Origin of the sequence: Sphingomonas donggukensis, assembly GCF_023674425.1 — a bacterium.
Lineage (GTDB): Bacteria > Pseudomonadota > Alphaproteobacteria > Sphingomonadales > Sphingomonadaceae > Sphingomonas > Sphingomonas donggukensis.
The window spans coordinates 1,938,645-1,958,323 of record NZ_CP098401.1 but is presented as its reverse complement, the minus strand read 5'-3'; the positions used below and the strand labels follow the sequence as shown (position 1 = coordinate 1,958,323).

Sequence of the window (19,679 nt, the reverse complement as noted above, 5' to 3'; positions counted from 1 at the left end):
GATCGCGGGCGCATAGGGCGGCGATGGCAACCAAGACCAAGTCGCTGTCGGACGCGCTGGACGCCCGACTGATCGAAGGCGCCCTGCCGGGAGAGATCGAGGGGCTGACCGCCCCCGAGCGGGCCGAGGCGGCGCGATTCGTCGCCGAGGCGGCGCATGTGCGCGCGCCCGGCAAGCCGGCGATCGCGCTCGAGATGCTGGAGGCGGACGGCCAGCAGCGGCGGATGCGCCTGGCCGTCGTCAACGACGACATGCCGTTCCTGGTCGATTCGATCGCGGCGACGATCGCCGCGCACGACGTGCCGATCGACCGCGTGATCCACCCGATCATTCCGCTGAAGCGCGACGCCGACGGCACGCTGGTCGCGGTCGGCGAGGGGGCGCTCGAATCGGTCGTCTATATCGAGATGCACCGCGCCGATGCGAAGGTGCGTCGCGCGATTACGAGCGAGCTGGAGCGCAACCTGGCGCACGTCCGCAGTGCGGTCGCCGACTGGCCGGCGCTGCAGGCGGCGATGCGCGCCGATGTCGCGCGGCTGATGCAGGCGGGCAACCTCGAGGGTGGGGCGCTGCTCCAGTGGTTCAACGACCGCGCGATGACGCTGCTGGGCCATGAGATCTGGCATGCCGATGGCCGGACCGAGAACGAGCTGGGCCTCGCGCGGCACCAGTTCGACGTGCCGTTGCTGGCGGATGCATCGCGGGTCGCGGCGCTCGACTTCTTCCGCAAGGGGGGCGCCGCGCCGCTGTTGCTGAAGTCCAATTGCATCGCGACCGTTCACCGCCGCGTGCCGCTGGACCTGGTGCTGGTCCCGGTGCGCGAGGGGCCTGAGATCACCGGCATCTCGCTCCACGCCGGGCTGTGGACGTCGGGCGCGCTGCATGCCTCCCCGCGCGACGTGCCCGTGCTGCGCGAGCGGCTGGCGATGATGGAAGCGAAGTTCGGCTTCGATCCCAAGGGCCATACCGGAAAGGCGCTGACCCACGCGCTGACCGCGCTGCCGCACGACCTGACGACCGCGTTCCAGCCCGAACAGCTCGAGACGCTGGCGCTAGCGGCGATGTCGCTGGCGGATCGCCCGCGGCCCAAGCTGGAGCTCGTCCGCTCGACGCTCGGGCGGCACATCTTCGCGTTCGTGTGGCTGCTGCGCGACGACGTGACGACGGCGCGACGCCTGGCGATCGGCGACATGCTGGCAGAGGCGGCGGACGCGACCGTGCTCAACTGGTCGATCGCGCTGGAGGACGGCGGCGTCGCGCTGATCCGCTACACGCTCGACGTGCGCGGCAGCGCGAAGGTGCCCGACGTCGCGGCACTGGACGCGGAGATCGAGCGCATGGTGCGCGGGTGGGTGCCCGCGATCGAGGCGGCACTGATCGCCGAGGCCGGCGACGCCCGCGCGACGCGCCTTGCGCTCAAATATGCGGGCGCGTTCCCGAACGGCTACCGCCTGCATTACACGCCCGAGGAAGCCGCGCGCGACATCCTGCGCATCGCCGATCTGTCGGGGGCGGAGAGCCGGTCGGTGCGCATCGTCGACGACGTGGCGGCGCCGGATCAGCTACGCATCAAGCTGTACCGGCTGGGCGGCGCGCTGCCGCTGTCGGATGCGGTGCCGGTGTTCGAGAATTTCGGCTTCCGCGTGATCGAGGAAGTGCCGACCGCGCTGATCGAAAGCGACGGGGCGTTCGTCCACGACTTCCTAGTATCGGTGCCGGGCGGCAAGCTGACCAGCGATGCCGCCACGGTCGAGGCGGCGATCGCCGCGGTGCTGGAGGGGGCGGCGGAGAACGACGCGTTCAACCGCCTGATCGTCGAAAGCGGAATGGCACCGCGCGCGGTCACGCTGCTGCGCGCCTGGTTCCGGTATTTGCGCCAGACCGGCATGTCCTACGGCCTGATGACGGTCGTCGACGCGATCCGCCGAGCGCCTGCGGTGGCCGCCGCGCTGATTGCGCGGTTCGAGGCGGCGCACGATCCCGCGGCGCGCAAGGGTGCCGACGCACGCATCGCCGCCGCCGACGCCGCGATCGACGCGGGGCTCGACAAGGTGTCGGCGATCGACGACGACCGCATCCTGCGCACGATCCGCGGTGTGGTCGCGGCGACGCTGCGCACCAATTTCTACGCGCCCGCCGCGGCTGAAGCGCTGGCGTTCAAGCTCGACAGCGCGCTGGTGCCGGGGTTGCCCAAGCCGCTGCCGTGGCGCGAGATCTGGATCTATAGCCCCCGTGTCGAGGGCATCCATCTGCGTTCCGGCCCGGTGGCGCGCGGGGGCCTGCGCTGGTCCGACCGCCGCGACGACTTCCGCACCGAGATCCTCGGGCTGATGAAGGCGCAGCGCGTGAAGAACGCGGTGATCGTGCCGACCGGTGCGAAGGGCGGCTTCTACCCCAAGATGCTGCCCAACCCGGCGACCGACCGCGATGCGTGGTTCGCGGAGGGTACCGAAAGCTACCGCATCTTCATCCGCACGCTGCTGTCGATCACCGACAATCTGGTCGAGAACGCGGTCGTCCATCCCGAAGGCGTGACGATCCTGGACGGTGACGATCCCTATTTCGTGGTCGCCGCGGACAAGGGCACGGCGACGTTCAGCGACGTTGCCAACGCGATCGCTCTGGAGCGCGGCTTCTGGCTGGGAGACGCCTTCGCGTCCGGCGGATCGGTCGGATACGACCACAAGGCGATGGGCATCACCGCGAAAGGCGCGTGGGTGTCGGTCCAGCGCCACTTCGCCGAGATGGGCGTCGACGTGCAGACGCAGTCGATCGAGGTGGTCGGTTGCGGCGACATGTCGGGTGACGTGTTCGGCAACGGCCTGCTGCTGTCGAAGGCGGTGAAGCTGGTCGCGGCGTTCGACCACCGCCACATTTTCCTCGACCCCGCGCCCGATCCCGCGGCGAGCTGGGACGAGCGCAATCGCATGTTCGCGCTGCCGCGGTCGAGCTGGGCGGATTACGACGCCAAGCTGATCTCGAAGGGCGGCGGCGTGTTTTCGCGCGCCGACAAGTCGATCCGTTTGTCGAAGGAGGCCGCCGCGGTGCTCGGCATCGAGGCGGGCGAGATCGAACCCGCCGCGCTCATCTCCGCGATCCTGAAAAGCCCGGTCGACCTGATCTGGTTCGGCGGCATCGGCACTTATGTGAAGGCCGCGGCCGAGAACAATGTCGCGGTCGGCGATCCTGCCAACGACCGGCTGCGCGTCGATGCCGAACTGCTGCGTGCCAAGGCGATCGGTGAGGGCGCGAACCTGGGCGTGACGCAGGCCGCGCGCATCGCGTTCTCATCGCTCGGCGGGCGCATTAACACCGACTTCATCGACAATTCGGCGGGCGTCGATTGTTCGGACAACGAGGTCAACATCAAGATCGCGCTGAACCGCGAGATGGCCGAGGGGCGGCTGGCCGAGGACAAGCGCAACGTCCTGCTCGCCAGCATGACCGATGACGTCGCCGAGCTGGTGCTGGAGGACAATCGCCTCCAGACGCTGGCGCTGTCGGTGATGGAGAACGACGGGCCGATCGCGGTGCCGAGCTATTGCCGCGTCATCGAGATGCTCGAGATGGGCGGGCGGCTGGATCGCAAGGTCGAGGGGCTGGGACTGAACGAAGAGCTGCTGCGCCGCGCCGCTGAGGGCCACGGCCTGACGCGGCCCGAGCTCGCGGTGCTGCTGGCAACCGCGAAACTGGCGCTGCAGGACGCGATCGAGCAGCGCCGGCTGGGCGAGGACGATGCGCTGAAGCCCGACCTTTATGCTGCGTTCCCGAAGGCGATGCAGAAGGCGTGGGGGCCGGCGATCGAAAGCCACCGGCTGCGGAACGAAATCGTCGCGACCAAGCTCGCCAATCGCGTCGTCAACCGGATGGGCGTGCTCCACCCGTTCGAGCTGGCCGAGGAGGAAGGCGCGGCGATGGGCGACATTGCGGCGATGTTCGTCGCCGCCGAACGCATTTTCGACCTGGCCGACCTGTGGGACGAGGTCGAGCGTGCGCCGATCAGCGAGGCGGCGCGGATCGCGCTGTTCGACGAGGTCGCGGTCGGCACGCGCGCGCAGGTCGCCGACCTGCTGCGGGCTGCCAAGCCCGGCGAAGGCCCGGGCGAGATCGTCGCGCGGTTGAAGCCCGGCATCGACGCGCTCGACAAGCAGACCAAGGACCTGCTGCGCGAGGAAGCGCGGGCCGGTAGCGACCGCATCGCCCAGCGGCTGGAAACGGCGGGCGCGCCGAAGCCGCTGGTGCGGCGGATCGTGCGCCTCTTCGAACTCGATGGCGCCGTCGGCCTGGCCGATCTGGGCCAGCGGCGCGGCATCGACGAGACGCGGCTGACCCACGCATTCACGCATCTCGGGCAGAAGCTGGGGCTCGACTGGGCGCAGGCGAACGCCGCGCGCATCACCAGCGGCGACCCGTGGGAACGCCTGCTGATCGCCGGCCTCGCCCGCGATTTCCAGCAGCTGCGGCTGGAATTCCTGGCGCGCAGCGAGGGCAAGGATCCCGAGGCTGCGGTCGAGACGTGGCTGGCCGCCAACGGATCGCGGGTCGACCAGTTCGCCGAGCTGATCCGCCGTGCCCGCGTCGCGCAGGCGCCGAATGCGGCGATGCTGGCGCAGATCGCCGGACAGGCGCGGGTGCTGCTGGGGCGTTAGGCGAAGGGCGGAGCCGGCGCGTGTCGCGGGCCCGGCGCTGTCCTCAGCGGCTGGTTCCGCTTGGCGGGATCACGCGGTCGATGCGGTAGATGACGCCGTTGCGCGCGACGATCGGCGTGCCCACGACGCGCGCGGCGGAATCGCCGTCCCCGACCAGGATCGCATCACCCTGCTTGCGGATGGTGAGCGGGGAGCCCGACACCGTCGCCAGCTTCGCGCTGCCGTCCTTGGCGGCGAGCCCCGCATCGAGATCGGCACGCGAGACATAGCCGCTGGCGATGTGCGCGCGCAGCAGGGCGATCAGTTGCGGACGGCCATCCGCGCCGTCCAGCGCCTTGCGGCGATCGTCGGGCAGGCTGGAGAAGGCGCCATCGACCGGCGCGAAGATGGTGTAGGCGGCGACACCGTCCAGCATCCGCTCCAGCCCCGCCGATTTGGCAAGTCCGGCGGCGGTACCGAGGTCGTCGGCATTGCCGAGCGCGGCCGCGAGGCTTTCCGATGCCGGCGCGGTGGCGGATGCGTTGCTGGCGTTGCCGCCGGTGTCGGTGCGATCGCATCCCGCGGTGGTGGCGACGATCATCGCGGCCAGCAGCAGAGCCCGTTTACGCATACGCATCCCCTTTGTCCCGTCGTTTTCCGCCGCTTAGCCGAGCAGCTGTATCGCTTGTTCCACAAGCCGTGAGGTCGGGTCGACCCGATAAACATAGCCGTCCGAATATCGATACAGATCGTCGCCGCTGTCGGCATAACGCCCGCGATATTCGGGCGGCACATTGTAGAAATCATATCCCGCCGGCATCGCCTGCCCCACGGTCCAGTCGTTGCCGGTCAGCAGCGCGGCGATGCCGTCGATCTGGTTGGTGCCCGGGTTCACCCCGAACACCGCGCCGTCGGCGTAGCGATAGTCGAGCCCGTCGTTATAACCGTAATAATCGTCGTAATATTGCGGTACCTGATAGTCGCTGTAGCTCTGCGGCCAGGCATTGCCGCCGAACAGCGCGCCGCCCAGCAGCGGCAGGAACGCGCTGATCAGGTTGGTGCCGCTGTCGACCTGGTAGAGATAGCCGTCGGAATAGCGGTAGTCGTAGCGCGGATCGGCGCGCCACTGGTCCCAGTTGCCGTACCAATTGTCGTCGGGCCGGGGATTGCCCCAGATGCGCCGCGCCTGCCCCGGGGGGAGGCAGCCGTTGTCGCGTTTCGCGAGGCCGGGCGGGCAGCCTTCGATAATTGCAGGGGCGCCTGCGAAATAGCGACCGTTGTCGGCGTAGCGGACACGCTCGGCGCGCCGGCCCTTCGGCGCCGGGCCGGCATCGCGAATCCGGGCGTCCGCACGCGCATCGCGGCGCAGATCCGGGCGATCGAAGATATCGCGCGCGCCATCGCGGCGGTCGGGTCCGCGCTCGGGGCGAGCCTGTGGCGGGCCGCGATCGTCCCGCGCGATCCGCGCCGGCTCGGGTCGGGATTGCTCGGGGGCGCGGCCTTGCGGTCCGCGATCGGCGCGGCGCTCGGGTCCGCGCTCCGGCCTGGCTTGCGCAGGTGCGCGATCGGCGCGCGGGGCAGGGGCGGCGCGGTCGGGGCCGCGACCGGGATTCCCCTGTGGACCGCCATTGCCGCGCCCCGGACCGGCGTCGCCACGACCGCCGCCGCCCTTGCCGGGGCCGCCGCCATGATCGCCGCCCTTGCCCTGCGCCAGTACCGGCGATGCGGCGATCGCGAGCGCGCTCACCGCGAGTAATAGACAGTTACGCATCACAGACTCTCCCGATTACCGGGTTGCAACGCGGGTAATTGCGGAAGCGTTCCGAAACTTACCGCGCGATGCCGCCCGCGGCGAGCACGGCCAGCGTCACCAGTTCGCTGGCGGTCGAGGTCATCGGCGCGATCTGCACGGGCTTTTCCATGCCGATCAGCATTGGCCCGATCATCGTGTCGCCGCCCAGTTCGCGCAGCAGCTTGGCGGAAATGTTGGCCGATTGCAGACCCGGCATGATGAGGATGTTGGCCGGGCCGGACAGCCGCGCAAAGGGATAGTTCGCGAGCTGCTTCGGATTGAGCGCGACGTCGGGCGCCATTTCGCCTTCATATTCGAAACCGACCTGACGCTGGTCGAGCACGCGCACCGCTTCGCGCAGATTCTCCAGCCAATGCCCCTCGGGATTGCCGAAGGTCGAATAGCTGAGGAACGCGACGCGCGGTTCGTGGCCCATGCGGCGCGCGACCGCCGCGGTCTGTTCGGCGATGTCGGCGAGTTCCTCGGCAGACGGGCGCTCGTTGATCGTGGTGTCGGCCATGAACACGGTGTGGCTCTGGCCGACCATGACGTGGATGCCGAACGGCGTGCGCCCCGCCTCCGGGTCGATCACGCGGCGCACGTCGCGCATCGTCTGCGCATAGGTGCGGGTGACGCCGGTGATGAGCGCGTCGGCCTCGCCCATCTGGAGCATCACCGCGGCGAAGGTGTTGCGATCTTGGTTGATCATCCGCTCGGCATCGCGGCGCAGGTAACCGCGGCGCTGGAGGCGGGTGTAGAGGAAGTCGACCATTCGGGGCACGAGCGTCGACGTGCGGCTGTTGTGGACTTCGTAATCCTCTGGCCGATCAACGCCCAGCGCGCGCAGCCGGTCGTGGACGTCGTCGCGCCCGACCAGAACCGGCGTGCCGTATCCGCCCTCCTTGAACGCGATCGCCGCGCGCAGCACGACTTCCTCTTCCCCTTCCGCAAACAGCACCCGCTTGGGATGCGCGCGGGCGCCCTCGTAGGCGAGCGTCAGGACCGAGGTGGTGGGGTTCAGCCGCGCCCGCAGCGCATCGCGGTATGCGGCCATGTCCATGATCGGCTTCGTCGCGACGCCCGATTCCATCGCCGCCTGGGCGACCGCTGCGGGCACCACTTCCATCAGACGCGGGTCGAAGGGGGCGGGGATGATGTATTCGGGGCCGAACACGTGGCGCACGCCATAGGCCGCGGCGACCTCTTCGGGCACACGTTCGCGCGCCAGCTCGGCGATGGCGTTGGCCGCGGCGATCTTCATCGCGTCGTTGATGCCGGTCGCGCGCACGTCGAGCGCCCCGCGGAAGATGAAGGGGAAACCGAGCACGTTGTTGACCTGGTTCGGATAGTCCGACCGGCCGGTCGCGATGATCGCGTCGGGCCGCGCCGCCTTGGCGAGTTCCGGGCGAATCTCCGGCTCCGGGTTGGCCATGGCGAAGATCAGCGGCGCGGGCGCCATGTCCTTGACCATCTCGGGCTTCAGCGCCCCGGCGGCGGACAGCCCCAGGAACACGTCGGCACCGTGCAGCGCGTCGGTCAGCGTGCGGCGATCGGTCTTCGCCGCGTGCGCCGACTGCCACTGGTTCACGTCGGCGCGGCCCTGGTAGATCACGCCTTTGCGGTCGCACATGATGACGTTGTCGTGGGACACGCCCATCGCCTTCATCAGCTCGGTGCACGCGATCGCGGCGGCGCCGGCGCCGTTCACCACGACCTTGATGTCGCCCAATGCCCGCCCGGTCAGGAGGCAGGCGTTGATGAGGCCCGCGGCAGTGATGATCGCGGTGCCGTGCTGGTCGTCATGGAAGACGGGGATGTTCATCCGCTCGCGCAGAGTCTGCTCGATGATGAAGCATTCGGGCGCCTTGATATCCTCAAGGTTGATGCCGCCGAAAGTCGGCTCCATCAGCTCGACTGCATCGATGAAGCGGTTCACGTCCTCGGTCTTCAACTCGATGTCGATCGAATCGACGTCGGCGAAGCGCTTGAACAGCACCGCCTTGCCCTCCATCACCGGCTTGGAGGCGAGCGCACCCAGATTGCCCATGCCGAGGATCGCGGTACCGTTGGAGATGACGGCGACCAGATTGCCCTTGGTCGTATAGTCGTAGGCGGTGGCGGGATCGTCGGCGATCGCCTGCACCGGCACCGCGACGCCGGGCGAATACGCCAGCGCCAGGTCGCGCTGCGTCGCCATCGGCTTCGACGCGACGATCTCGATCTTGCCGGGGCGCCCTTCCGAATGGAACAGAAGCGCCTCGCGCTCGGAAAACTGGACGCTGGATTCGGCTTCGTCGGACATGCGCACCCTCTCGTGATCGCCCCCGTCTTAAGGGCGCGGGCGCGATAAGGGAACCGGGGGTGACGCTAGGGCAGGCGGCAGCGGTGCCATCGACCGCGGCGGGACTGTGCGGCGATCCGCACACGCCCGACCCCTTCACCCCGCGCGGGCGCTCGGCTAGGCGGGGCGGGCATGGCCGACGCTTCCGCTCCCACCCCGATGATGGCGCAGTATCTCAAGCTGAAGGCCGACGCACAGGATTGCCTGTTGTTCTACCGAATGGGCGATTTCTTCGAGCTGTTCTTCGACGATGCGAAGATCGCGAGCGGCGTGCTCGATATCGCGCTGACCGCGCGCGGCGAGCATGAGGGGGCGAAGATCCCGATGTGCGGCGTGCCGGTGCATGCCGCGACCGGCTATCTCCAGCGGCTGATCAAGGCCGGGCACCGCGTCGCCATCGCCGAACAGACCGAAAGCCCGGAGGCGGCGCGCAAGGCACGCGGGTCGAAGGCGCTGGTCGATCGCGCGATCGTCCGCGTCGTCACCGCCGGCACACTGACCGAGGAGGCCTTGCTCGACGCGCGCACCGCCAACTGGTGCGTGGCGGTGGGCGAGGCGGCAGGCGGGGTTGCGATCGCCGCTGCCGATGTTTCGACCGGGCGGTTCGAGATCGTCGAGGTCGCCGCCGGCGCGCTGTCCGCCGAACTTGCGCGCTTCGCCGCGGCCGAAGTGGTCGCGGCGGAGGGCAGCACGCTCACCGAGGCGACGACGCTGCGCCCGCGTGCCGATTTCGACAGTGCGCGGGGTGAGGACCGGCTGAAGCGGCTGCACGGCGTCGCCACGCTCGACGGTTACGGCACGATCGGTCGCGCCGGGCTGGCGGCGGCGGGCGGGCTGATCGCGTATCTCGACCACACCGCCAAGGGGGCGCTGCCGTTCCTGCGCCCGCCGGCGGTCACCCGCTCTGACCGCGCGATGGCGATCGACGCAGCGACGCGCGAGAGCCTTGAGATCTGCGTCGCGCAAGGGGGCGGGCGGGCGGGATCGCTGCTCGACGCGGTCGATCGCACGGTGACGGGGGCGGGGGCACGCGCGCTCGCCGCCGACCTGTCGGCGCCGCTGATGGAGGTCGCCGCGATCGAGGCGCGACTGGCGCTGGTCGCGCATTTTCACGACGATGCCGGTCTGCGCGAGCGCGTGCGCGCCGCCCTGCGCGCGCTGCCCGATATCGGGCGCGCGATCGGGCGGATCGCGGCGGGGCGGGGGTCGCCGCGCGACCTCGGCCAGCTGCGCGACGGGCTCGACGGCGCGTGGCGGCTGGGCGAGACGCTCGGGCGGTTGCAGGACGCGCCGCCGCTGCTGACCGACACTGCGCCGCGGCTGCGCGGTCATGGCGAACTGATCGACCTGCTGACCCGCGCGCTCGTTCCGTCGCCGCCGATCGATGCAGCGCAAGGCGGTTATGTCGCGGAGGGGTATGACGCCGCGCTCGACGATTTGCGCGATGCCGGGGCCGGTGGGCGCCGCGCCATCGCCGCCCTGGAGGCGGAATACCGCACCCGCACCGGCACCACGGCTCTCAAGATCCGCCACAATGGCGTGCTCGGCTATCATATCGAGGTGCCGGCTCGCGCTGCGGACGCGCTGATGGCGGCGGACAGCGGCTTCACCCACCGCCAGACCTTGGCCGGCGTCGTCCGCTTCAACGCGCCCGAGCTGCATGAGGTCGCGGTGAAGGTGTCGCAGGCCGGCGCCCATGCGCTCGCCGCCGAGGCCGCGCATCTCGAGGAACTGACCGCGCGGGCGCTGGGCATGCGCGAGGCGATCGCCGACACCGCCGACGCGCTCGCCCGCATCGACGTGGCCGCCGCGCTGGCCGAGCGCGCGGCGGAGGGCGGCTGGGCACGCCCCACGCTGGTCGATCATGCCTGTTTCGAGGTCATCGGTGGACGCCACCCGGTGGTCGAGGCCGCGGTCGCGCGTGGCGGCGGGAGGTTCGTCGCCAACGACTGCACGCTGTCCGAAAGCTCGCGGCTGTGGCTCGTCACCGGCCCGAACATGGGCGGCAAGTCGACCTTCCTGCGCCAGAATGCGCTGATAGCGGTGCTGGCGCAGGCGGGCAGCTTCGTGCCGGCGACATCGGCGACGCTGGGGCTGGTCGATCGCCTGTTCAGCCGGGTCGGCGCGTCCGACAATCTCGCGCGCGGGCGCTCGACCTTCATGGTCGAGATGGTCGAAACGGCGGCAATCCTGGCACAGGCGACACCGCGGTCGTTCGTGATCCTGGACGAGGTCGGGCGCGGCACCTCGACCTACGACGGCCTCGCCATCGCCTGGGCGGTGGTCGAAGCGATCCACGACGACAACCGCTGCCGCTGCCTGTTCGCGACGCATTATCACGAGCTGACGCGGCTGGCCGAACGCTGCGACGCATTGTCGCTGCACAACGTCCGCGCGCGCGAATGGAAGGGCGAACTGGTGCTGCTGCACGAGGTGGCGGAGGGGCCGGCGGATCGCAGCTACGGGCTGGCCGTCGCGCGGCTCGCAGGGCTGCCGCCGCTGACGATCAAGCGCGCGAAATCGGTGCTCGACAAGCTGGAGGCCGGGCGCGCGAAGACCGGCGGGATCGCCGCGGGGCTCGACGACCTCCCGTTGTTCGCCGCGATGCAGGTCGAGGACGCGGCGGCGACCGATCCCTTGCGCGATGCGCTCGATGCGATCGACGTGGATGCGCTCAGCCCGCGCGATGCGCTCGACGCGCTGTACCGGCTGAAAACGGTGTCATCGGCGCAATCCTGACACTTCGTTAACCAACATCGCGTACCGCAAGGGGGTGACCATGCTGCCGCCCCGCCCAGATGCGCGCCCGAGCGACGGCGCGCGCGCCGAGTCGCGCGGCGGCGAATCGCGTGGTGGACGCCGGCGCAGCCTCGCTAAGATTTTCGGCTGGGCGACGCTCGCGGCGCTGGTCACCGGACTGCTGGGGCTTGGGCAGCCGGTCGACGACTACATGCGCATGGCGCGCAATATGGCACGCAAGCAGGTTCCGTCGGGTGAGATCGTGGTCGTCGGGATCGATGACCGCAGTGTTGAACGTCTCGGCACTTGGCCGTGGTCAAGGGACCGCCATACGGCGCTGATCAATCGGTTGAAGGCGGCCGGCGCGCGTCACATTGTGTTCGACATCTTCTTTCATAGTCCGGGCGCGACGAAGGCTGAGGATCGCCGTTTTGCCGCGGCGATAGAAAAAGCCGGCAATGTCTGGTTGGCTGCCGGTACGACCTATGACCGGGCAACGGGCGTGTTGCGCCCCAAGACTCCACGCGCCGAATTCAGCAAACACGCAAACATCGTCAGCGTGGCGATGAACTACTCCGTGATGGCCTCGGTACGTCAACTTCCGTACGCAGCCCGTTACCACGGCGACGTCGTACCTTCGATGGCCGCGGCGCTCGCCGGCGCAGACGGTGCGGTCGGAACGACGTTTCCGCTAGACTATGCGATCGATCTCAAAGCCATAAAGACTGTCAGTGCAGCGGATGTGATCGCGAAAGATATCGATATGTCGGTATTTGCCGGCAAGGATGTTTTGATCGCGGTTGCGAGCCGTGACATCGGTGATATCTATTTCGTCCCCGGAAGTGGACTCGTCAACGGCGGATACCTCAACGTGCTCGGCGCCGAAACGTTGAAGCGCGGTCGGCCGATAAATGTAGGATGGTTCATCCCATTCATCATCGCGTTGACCTTGTCTGCAATTAATTTGTTCGCAGCAAATATTTGGATTCGCCGTACGGCACTCGTGCTAGCGGTATTCGGAGCCACGGTTCTCCCATTTTTCGCCGAAACGCGTCACATATTCATGGACGTAATGCCGGCACTTATCCTGATCGCGGTTTCGGCGATCAGTGGCGCTTGGGCGAACTTCCGCCGGTCTTACAAAGCGCGCGGCAACATCAATGCTGTCTCCGGTCTTCCCAATCTGAATGCGTTGCGCGGCGAAACCGCCGCCGGTGACTGCGTGCTGGTGGCGGCGCGGGTGCGGAACTTCGCCGAGATCAGCTCGTCGCTGCCGAGCGAGGGTGAACGCTCGCTCGTCGATCAGATCGCCGCGCGCCTGGCGCTCGGCGCGCGCGGCGCGCGCATCTATCAGGGCGACGAGGGCATCTTCGTGTGGGCGACGTCCCCCGAGGTGGCGGGACCGGACCAGCTCGACGCACTTCATGCTCTGTTCCGTAGCCCGGCGCTGGTTAATGGGCGACCGATCGACCTGTCGGTCACCTTCGGCACCGACACGATCGCCGACCGCGATCTCGCCAACCGCATCGGTGCGGCACTGGTCGCCGCCGACGAGGCAGCCGCCGAGAATCTGCGGTGGAAGGCCTATGATCCGGCGAAGCTCGCCGATGCGGAGTGGAAACTGTCGCTGCTCGGACGCCTCGATGCCGCGATCGACAGCGGCGAAGTGTGGGTCGCGTATCAGCCCCAGCTCGACGTCGCGAGCGGCCGCATCAGCGGGGCCGAAGCCCTGGTGCGCTGGTCGCATCCCGAGAAGGGCGAGGTGAGCCCGATGGAATTCGTGCTGGCCGCCGAGCAGGGCAACCGCATCGACAAGCTGACCGAATTCGTCCTGTCCGACGCGATCAAGACCGCCGCCAGCTTTGCCGCGCGCGGCGAGACGTTCGACATCGCGGTCAACATCTCCGCCCGCCTGCTGGAAAAGCCGGGACTGATCGGCACCGTGCGCCGCCTGCTCGACGAATCGCGCCTGCCACCCGAACGACTCACGCTGGAAGTGACCGAATCGGCAGCGATGACAAGCGGTCGCGCGTCGATCCGGACGCTGGAAGAGATCGGATCGGTGGGCATCAACGTGTCGATCGACGACTACGGGACGGGCTTTTCGACGCTCGAATATTTCAAGAAAATTCCGGCGACCGAGGTCAAGATCGACAAGAGCTTCGTCAACTTGCTCGATCGTAACGCCAGCGACCGGCTGATGGTGCGATCGACCATAGAACTGGCGCATTCCCTTGGCCGCATCGTCGTCGCCGAGGGTGTCGAGACCGACGAAATCCTTGCCGAGCTAGTCAAACTGGGGTGCGATCGCATCCAGGGCTACCTGATCGGGCGACCCATGAAAGTGGCGCAACTCGTCCGTCTTATCGCCGATCGTACCCACGCCGCAGCGGCCTGAAATGGTTACGAACTTGTAAAGACTTTCCAGTTTCGGTACACGGCTCCTTACGTATCGTCCTGCGGCGGTGCGTCCTGGACACAGGGGAGCAGAGACTATGAAGAATCAGCGTCCCGTCCGCGGCTTCTGGGACTGGGTTGGTACCGGTCAGTGGGAAGGCGGCGACGGAAACACCGGCTCGAACGGTTAACGTTCGTTTCTGGTTTTAATAAGCCTCGGCGCGGACCCGCGCCGGGGCTTTTTTATGCCCTGCCGGCCCGCACCGGGCATCCGGAACCGTCCTTAGGGAACCCGCACGTGCCGCCGATCATTGGCCGGGCATCCACGGACATGAGGGTAAAGCGGACATGATCTATCGTACGGCGAAACCGATCGCGCTTGCGACGCTGTCGGCCGGCGCACTCGCAGCCTGCACGATGAGCGGCACCGATCCCAATCCCCCCGCCGCGACGATGGACGCGCCCGTCAGGACCGGAGGTGCGGAGGCGATCCTGAAGACGGCTGCCGGCGCGACGGTCGGGCGGGCCACGGCGAGCGAAGCGGGCGGTAGCATTCGCATCGCCGTTTCCGGGACCGGCATGCCGCCCGGCACGCACGGCGTCCACGTCCACACCGTCGGACGCTGCGACGCGCCCGACTTCGCGACGGCGGGCGGGCACTGGAACCCGATGGGCAAGATGCATGGCAGCGAGAACCCGATGGGCCCGCACGCCGGCGACCTGCCCAATCTGGTTGTCGGCGCCGATGGCCGCGGGACGCTGACCATGATGCTGCCGGCGGGTACGATGGCCGGGCTGCTCGATGCCGATGGCGCCGCGTTCGTGGTGCATGCGGCGGCGGACGATCTGAAGACCGATCCGTCGGGCAATTCGGGCGGGCGCATCGCCTGCGGCGTATTCGTCGCCGCCTAGAGAGCGGACGGTTAGGGAGCGAACGGGTAGCGTGCGACCGTGGTGTAGCTCGCGCCGCCCTTTCCCAGCCTGCTTTCGAACAGGCGGACGTCGTCGATTGCCACTTCGGCACTGGCGAGCGCGGCGTGGTCGGCGATCCAGCGATCGACCGGCCCGCTGCCAGCATTGAGCCGGGCGAGCGTCATGTGCGGCAGGAAGGCGCGGTGATCGGGCGCGATCCCGATCCGCATCAGCACAGCATCGACCTTGCGGTGCAAGGCGGTGACGGCCTCGCGCGCCGTCACGCCGGCCCACAGCGCGGTCGGTCGCCCGCGCCGGTCGAACAGGCCGACGCCCGACAGCGCCAGCGCCAGCGCCAGCGCGGGCGCGCGGATCGTCGCCAGCACATCGGCGATATCCGCGGCCCGGGCACCGTCCACCTCGCCGATGAAGCGCAGCGTGACGTGGAGCTGCGCATCCTCCTGCCACCGCGCACCCGCCACGCCCGCCATCGTGGCGCTGGCGATCGCGCGGAGCGGGCGGGGCGGGCGCAGGCCGACGAACAGGCGGGGCATGGCGTATGTTTCCAGATATTGCTGCGTGGCTGGCACGGCCCGGTTTCGCTTGAAAGCGTGCCGGCCAGGGGCGATATTCGCGTATAACCGGCAACCTCGCCGGCCTTAGGAGCTGTTCAACAATGGCAAACTGGTCTGACCCCCGAACCGACGGCGTGGGCTTTGCGCCGCGTGGCGCCGCCGATGCGCGCGCGGCAGATTATGATGCGGGCCTGCGATCCTACATGCTGTCCGTTTACAATTACATGGCCTCGGGCGTGCTGCTGACGGGCATCGTCGCGCTTGCCTTCGCCTGGGGCGGAGCGAACTCGCCCGCGGCGGCGGTGTTCCTGTCGGGCGGCATCCTGAAATACGTCATCATCTTCGCCCCGCTGGCGTTCATCCTGGCGCTCAATTTCGGCATCCAGAAGATGTCGACGGGCACGCTGCAGATGCTGTTCTGGGCGTTTGCGGGCGTGATGGGCCTGTCGATGTCGACGATCTTCCTCGTCTATACCGGCCCGTCGATCGCGATCACCTTCTTCGCGACGGCGGCGGCGTTCCTGTCGCTGAGCCTGTACGGCTACACGACGAAGCGCGACCTGTCGGGCTTCGGCACGTTCCTGATCATGGGCGTCGTCGGCCTGCTGGTCGCGTCGCTCTTGAACCTGTGGTTCCAGTCGCCGATGATGACGCTGGTCATCAGCGCGGTCGGCGTGCTCGTGTTCGCAGGGCTCACCGCCTACGACACGCAGCGCATCAAGAGCATGTACAGTTACGTCGCCGGCACCGACATGATGGGCAAGGCCGTCATCATGGGCGCGCTGTCGCTGTATCTCGACTTCGTGAACATGTTCAATTTCCTGCTGTCGTTCCTCGGCAGCCGCGACTGAACCACGGCGCACGCGCGTCGATCCGATCGGGCCCGGCGGGGAAACTCGCCGGGCCCTTTCATTTGCGCGCCAACCGCTGGAACCGCGTCCGAAAGCCGATCGTTTCATTCCCGCAACCAGGGGCATGCCCCCAAGGAGAGTGGAATGACCGAGATGTCCGACAAGCTCGACGAATCGCTGAGCGTGAACCCCGGCGAGCCGTCGCAGGCTCCGACCCAGGCGAAGGACGCCGGCCACGACGAATCGATCGCCGCGCGGCTCGAGAAGAACCCGGAGAGCAAGGAGGCAAGGCTCGACCGCGCGCTCGACGAATCGATGGACGCGAGCGACCCGCCCGCATCGACCCAGCCGGTCCACAATCACCAGCCCGCACCGTCGTCGGGCTATGACGAGGAAGCCGAGCGCAAGCTGAAGGCCGACAACTGAGCAGCCTGCGCGCCACCGCATGGCGCGCCAACATCGTCCTCTACGCGGCGCTGGCCGCCAACATCGGAATCGCGGTGGCAAAATTCATTGCCGCCGCGATTTCCGGTTCGTCCTCGATGCTGACCGAGGGCGTCCATTCGCTGGTCGACAGCGGTAATCAGGTGCTGCTGCTGTTCGGCCAGTCCCGCGCCAATCGACCGCCCGATGCCAAGCGCCCGTTCGGCTATGGCCGCGAAATCTATTTCTGGAGCTTCGTCGTCGCGATCCTGATCTTCGCGCTGGGGGCGGGCGTCTCGATCTTCGAAGGCTGGTCGCATTACGTGGCACCGGAGCCGCTGCGGTCGCCGACGATGAACTACATCGTGCTGGCGGTGGCCTTCGCGATGGAAGGCGTGTCGTGGTGCGTCGCGGTGCGCGAATTCGGCGCGACCAAGGGCGACGACGGGTGGTGGACCGCGATCCGCCGGTCGAAGGATCCCGCGACGTTCACTATCCTGTTCGAGGATAGCGCCGCGCTGGTCGGCCTCGCCATCGCCGCGATCGGTATCTACGTCAGCCACGCACTCGGCGACCCGCGCATCGACGGGATCGCGTCGATGCTGATCGGCGGCGTGCTCGCAGGCGTTGCCGTACTGCTGGCGCGCGAGGCGATGGGCTTGCTGATCGGCGAGGCGGCAAGCCCCGAGGTTGTCGCGGCGATCCGCGCCGTGGTCGATGGCTTTCCGCAGATCGTCGCAGTCAACCACGTCCGCACCATCCACACCGCGCCCGACAGCATCTTCGTCGCGGTGAGCGCCGATTTCGACGATGCGGTGACGATGGGCGAGGGAGAGGCGCTGATCGAGCGGATCGAAACTGCGTTGAAGCGGCGGTTGCCCCAGCTCGCATCGATCTACATCCGTCCCGAAAGTGCGGACCGCGCGGCAATCGTGATGCCCGTTGGAACGAATGACTGATGCGGATGACGCGCCGCATGCTGCTGGTCGGAAGTGCCGCTGCCGTGTTGGCGAGCCGTTCCTATGCCGTACCACGCACGGGCTACGTCATCGGCTGGCAGGGGGCGGCGCCCGATCCCGCCGTCGCCGCGTCGCTGGAGGCGCAGATCCGGCTCGTCGAGGCCCTGCCGATCTCGGCGGAGGCGATGGCGTTTTTTCGCGGCGAGACGATCCACGTCGATCGCGAAGCCGGGACCAGGACGCGCGCGGGGCGGGGCGTGTATTGGGCGCGAGAGGTGGTGCCCGCCGACAATCCGGTGCTGTTGCACGAGCTCATCCACCGCTGGCAGATCGCGCGGATGCCCGGTGGCCAGCAGAACTCCGACGTCCACCGTTTCTACCGCGCGGCGCTGAGCAGCGGGCGGTGGCCCGCGCGATCCTATATGCTGTCGAACGCGTTCGAATTCTTCGCCATGTGCGCCAGCGTCGTGCTGCACGGGCGCGCGGCGCGGCCGCCGTTCACGCGTGCTGCGGTGAAGGCGGCGATGCCCGATGTGCATGCCTTCATCGTCGCCGAATTCGGCCTGCGCAGCGCCTAGCTGGCGGGAACCAGCTCGATAACGTCCAGCGTCGATTCGAACGCCGGATAGGGGAAGGCGATGCGCCAGCGGCGCGGGCCGATGCGTTCGACCACGCCGGCCATGTCGCGGGTCGCGTCCTGGCCGTAGCGCATGGCGCCGGCCTCGTCCCCCAGCGCCAGCGTGCCGAGGAATACGCCGCGTGCGTCGGTGTCCCGGTAGATCATGCCGACCGGGCGCTGCGATCCGGTGCGCTTGGTGAAGCTCAGCGCGCTGCCCGCGGCATCGATCCGGCACGCAAAAGCGGGATAAGCAACATAGTCGAGCATGCCCGCCGACTTCGCGCCGACCTTGATCGTGCGGCAGCGATAATCGCCTGCGGGCGGCAGCGGGCCGACCATGCCGACATCGGGCTGGAGCAGCGCACCCTCCGCCGCCACGTCGGCGCCGCGACCGCCGGCCTGCGCCCGGGCGAGCGCCGTCATCCACGCATCGCGCCAGCCGCGCAGCCGGGTGCGGTCGGCGGCGGTCGCGATCTGGCGCCAGTCGCCCGCCACCGGAACCGCCACCGGTTCCGGGCGCGCATCCCGACTGGCGGCACCGCATCCGCCAAGGGCAATGCAGGCGAGGGCGGCGGCGATCGGCTTGGTCGGCATGGGCTACGCTCTACTTTCGAAAAACACGCGCGAGACTAGGGCGAAACGCTCCCGCGCGGCAATCACCCCGCGGTCCAGCCGCCATCGACCGAGATGTTGGCGCCCGTGATCTGCGCCGCGGCGTCGCTGCAAAGGAACAGTGCGGTGGCGGCGACCTGTTCGGGCTGGACGAACTGCTTGGTCGGCTGGCCGGCGAGCAGCACGTCGTTGATGACCTGTTCCCTGGTCAGCCCGCGCGCCTTCATCGTGTCGGGGATCTGCCCCTCGACCAGCGGGGTCCAGACATAGCCGGGCGAGATGCAGTTCGCGGTGACCCCGAAAGTCGCCAGCTCCAGCGCGACCGTCTTGGTGAAGCCGGCAAGGCCGTGCTTGGCGGTGACGTAGGCGGACTTGAAGGGCGATGCGACGAGGCTGTGCGCCGACGCGGTTTGGATGATCCGGCCCCATTTGCGCTGCTTCATGTACGGAACCGCAAGGCGCGTGGTGTGGAACGCGGCGTTCAGGTTGAGCGCGATGATGAGATCCCATTTGTCGAGCGGGAAGTCCTCGACCGGGGCGACATGCTGCATGCCCGCGTTGTTGATCAGGATATCGACGCCGTCGAACGCGGTTGCGGCCTCCGCCATCATCGCTTCGATCTGGTCGACCTTGGTCAGGTCGTGGCCGCTGTAGAGCGCCTTGGCGCCGCTCGTCGCTTCCAGTCCCTTGCGTTCGGTTTCTATCGCCGCGGCGTCGCCGAAGCCGTTGATGACGACGTTCGCGCCCTCCGCGGCCAGCGCCTTGGCATAGGCGAGGCCGATGCCCGAGGTGGAGCCGGTGACGAGCGCGGTCTTGCCTTTGAGGAACATG

14 protein-coding genes are annotated in these 19,679 nt (G+C 68.3%); 8 read left to right on the top strand and 6 right to left on the bottom strand.

The features are described 5' to 3' along the window. The first annotated feature begins 23 nt into the window (after nucleotides 1-23). Entirely contained in the window at nucleotides 24-4,649 is a 4,626-nt protein-coding gene (locus M9980_RS09660) for an NAD-glutamate dehydrogenase (RefSeq protein WP_250749935.1), read from the top strand. Nucleotides 4,650-4,692: 43 nt separating this feature from the next. On the opposite strand, the gene M9980_RS09655 is transcribed toward M9980_RS09660, so the two are convergent. From M9980_RS09655 to M9980_RS09645, 3 genes are read right to left on the bottom strand one after another with little or no spacing between them, the layout of a single operon-like run. Then, nucleotides 4,693-5,259 carry a fasciclin domain-containing protein gene (locus M9980_RS09655; RefSeq protein ID WP_250749934.1) on the bottom strand — a complete coding sequence of 189 codons (567 nt, stop codon included), beginning with the start codon at nucleotides 5,257-5,259 and terminating at the stop codon, nucleotides 4,693-4,695. Between the two features lie 33 nt (nucleotides 5,260-5,292). Further along, nucleotides 5,293-6,399, bottom strand: coding sequence for a hypothetical protein (locus tag M9980_RS09650; protein WP_250749933.1), 1,107 nt, complete (start codon nucleotides 6,397-6,399; stop codon nucleotides 5,293-5,295). Between the two features lie 58 nt (nucleotides 6,400-6,457). Beyond that, nucleotides 6,458-8,722, bottom strand: coding sequence for an NADP-dependent malic enzyme (locus tag M9980_RS09645; RefSeq protein WP_250749931.1), 2,265 nt, complete (start codon nucleotides 8,720-8,722; stop codon nucleotides 6,458-6,460). A 198-nt stretch (nucleotides 8,723-8,920) separates the two neighbouring features. On the opposite strand from M9980_RS09645, the gene mutS reads away from it, so the two are divergent. The 3 genes from mutS to M9980_RS09630 all read left to right on the top strand — a co-directional run bounded on the left by mutS (nucleotide 8,921) and on the right by M9980_RS09630 (nucleotide 14,809). Beyond that, nucleotides 8,921-11,500, top strand: a complete 2,580-nt coding sequence (gene mutS / locus M9980_RS09640) for a DNA mismatch repair protein MutS (RefSeq protein ID WP_250754868.1) — start codon at nucleotides 8,921-8,923, stop codon at nucleotides 11,498-11,500. Between the two features lie 40 nt (nucleotides 11,501-11,540). Beyond that, nucleotides 11,541-13,898, top strand: coding sequence for an EAL domain-containing protein (locus tag M9980_RS09635; protein ID WP_250749930.1), 2,358 nt, complete (start codon nucleotides 11,541-11,543; stop codon nucleotides 13,896-13,898). Between the two features lie 347 nt (nucleotides 13,899-14,245). Further along, on the top strand, nucleotides 14,246-14,809 hold the full coding sequence (locus M9980_RS09630) for a superoxide dismutase family protein (RefSeq protein WP_250749929.1): 564 nt from the start codon (nucleotides 14,246-14,248) through the stop codon (nucleotides 14,807-14,809). 11 nt (nucleotides 14,810-14,820) lie between these two features. On the opposite strand, the gene thpR is transcribed toward M9980_RS09630, so the two are convergent. Next, the gene (gene thpR / locus M9980_RS09625) at nucleotides 14,821-15,399 is read right to left on the bottom strand and encodes an RNA 2',3'-cyclic phosphodiesterase (RefSeq protein ID WP_340689098.1); all 579 of its coding nucleotides are present in this window, start codon (nucleotides 15,397-15,399) and stop codon (nucleotides 14,821-14,823) included. A gap of 86 nt (nucleotides 15,400-15,485) precedes the next feature. Here thpR and M9980_RS09620 point away from each other — a divergent pair, with 86 nt between their 5' ends. The 4 genes from M9980_RS09620 (at nucleotide 15,486) to M9980_RS09605 (ending at nucleotide 18,195) form a co-directional block, all read left to right on the top strand. After that, nucleotides 15,486-16,235, top strand: coding sequence for a Bax inhibitor-1/YccA family protein (locus M9980_RS09620; protein ID WP_250749927.1), 750 nt, complete (start codon nucleotides 15,486-15,488; stop codon nucleotides 16,233-16,235). 144 nt (nucleotides 16,236-16,379) lie between these two features. Further along, nucleotides 16,380-16,661, top strand: a complete 282-nt coding sequence (locus M9980_RS09615) for a hypothetical protein (RefSeq protein ID WP_250749926.1) — start codon at nucleotides 16,380-16,382, stop codon at nucleotides 16,659-16,661. Nucleotides 16,662-16,735: 74 nt separating this feature from the next. Continuing rightward, nucleotides 16,736-17,617, top strand: a complete 882-nt coding sequence (locus tag M9980_RS09610; RefSeq protein ID WP_422921356.1) for a cation diffusion facilitator family transporter — start codon at nucleotides 16,736-16,738, stop codon at nucleotides 17,615-17,617. After that, complete coding sequence (locus M9980_RS09605; RefSeq protein ID WP_250749925.1) at nucleotides 17,617-18,195, top strand: hypothetical protein; 579 nt, start codon at nucleotides 17,617-17,619, stop codon at nucleotides 18,193-18,195. The genes M9980_RS09610 and M9980_RS09605 overlap by 1 nt, the downstream gene beginning before the upstream one ends. On the opposite strand, the gene M9980_RS09600 is transcribed toward M9980_RS09605, so the two are convergent. Both M9980_RS09600 and M9980_RS09595 read right to left on the bottom strand, forming a co-directional pair. Continuing rightward, nucleotides 18,192-18,830: a DUF4893 domain-containing protein gene (locus tag M9980_RS09600; protein ID WP_250749924.1), complete on the bottom strand. Its 639-nt coding sequence runs from the start codon at nucleotides 18,828-18,830 to the stop codon at nucleotides 18,192-18,194. The genes M9980_RS09605 and M9980_RS09600 overlap by 4 nt on opposite strands. Nucleotides 18,831-18,892: 62 nt before the next feature. Beyond that, nucleotides 18,893-19,678, bottom strand: coding sequence for a 3-hydroxybutyrate dehydrogenase (locus tag M9980_RS09595; RefSeq protein ID WP_250749923.1), 786 nt, complete (start codon nucleotides 19,676-19,678; stop codon nucleotides 18,893-18,895). Nucleotide 19,679: the final 1 nt, after the last annotated feature.

Excerpts from the sequence above, each read along its gene's own strand:
- M9980_RS09660 (WP_250749935.1), top strand. The coding sequence starts at position 24 with ATGGCAACCAAGACCAAGTCGCTGTCGGACGCGCTGGACGCCCGACTG.
- M9980_RS09655 (WP_250749934.1), bottom strand. The coding sequence starts at position 5,259 with ATGCGTAAACGGGCTCTGCTGCTGGCCGCGATGATCGTCGCCACCACC.
- M9980_RS09650 (WP_250749933.1), bottom strand. The coding sequence starts at position 6,399 with ATGCGTAACTGTCTATTACTCGCGGTGAGCGCGCTCGCGATCGCCGCA.
- M9980_RS09645 (WP_250749931.1), bottom strand. The coding sequence starts at position 8,722 with ATGTCCGACGAAGCCGAATCCAGCGTCCAGTTTTCCGAGCGCGAGGCG.
- mutS (WP_250754868.1), top strand. The coding sequence starts at position 8,921 with ATGATGGCGCAGTATCTCAAGCTGAAGGCCGACGCACAGGATTGCCTG.
- M9980_RS09635 (WP_250749930.1), top strand. The coding sequence starts at position 11,541 with ATGCTGCCGCCCCGCCCAGATGCGCGCCCGAGCGACGGCGCGCGCGCC.
- M9980_RS09630 (WP_250749929.1), top strand. The coding sequence starts at position 14,246 with ATGATCTATCGTACGGCGAAACCGATCGCGCTTGCGACGCTGTCGGCC.
- M9980_RS09620 (WP_250749927.1), top strand. The coding sequence starts at position 15,486 with ATGGCAAACTGGTCTGACCCCCGAACCGACGGCGTGGGCTTTGCGCCG.
- M9980_RS09615 (WP_250749926.1), top strand. The coding sequence starts at position 16,380 with ATGACCGAGATGTCCGACAAGCTCGACGAATCGCTGAGCGTGAACCCC.
- M9980_RS09605 (WP_250749925.1), top strand. The coding sequence starts at position 17,617 with ATGCGGATGACGCGCCGCATGCTGCTGGTCGGAAGTGCCGCTGCCGTG.
- M9980_RS09600 (WP_250749924.1), bottom strand. The coding sequence starts at position 18,830 with ATGCCGACCAAGCCGATCGCCGCCGCCCTCGCCTGCATTGCCCTTGGC.
- M9980_RS09595 (WP_250749923.1), bottom strand. The coding sequence starts at position 19,678 with ATGTTCCTCAAAGGCAAGACCGCGCTCGTCACCGGCTCCACCTCGGGC.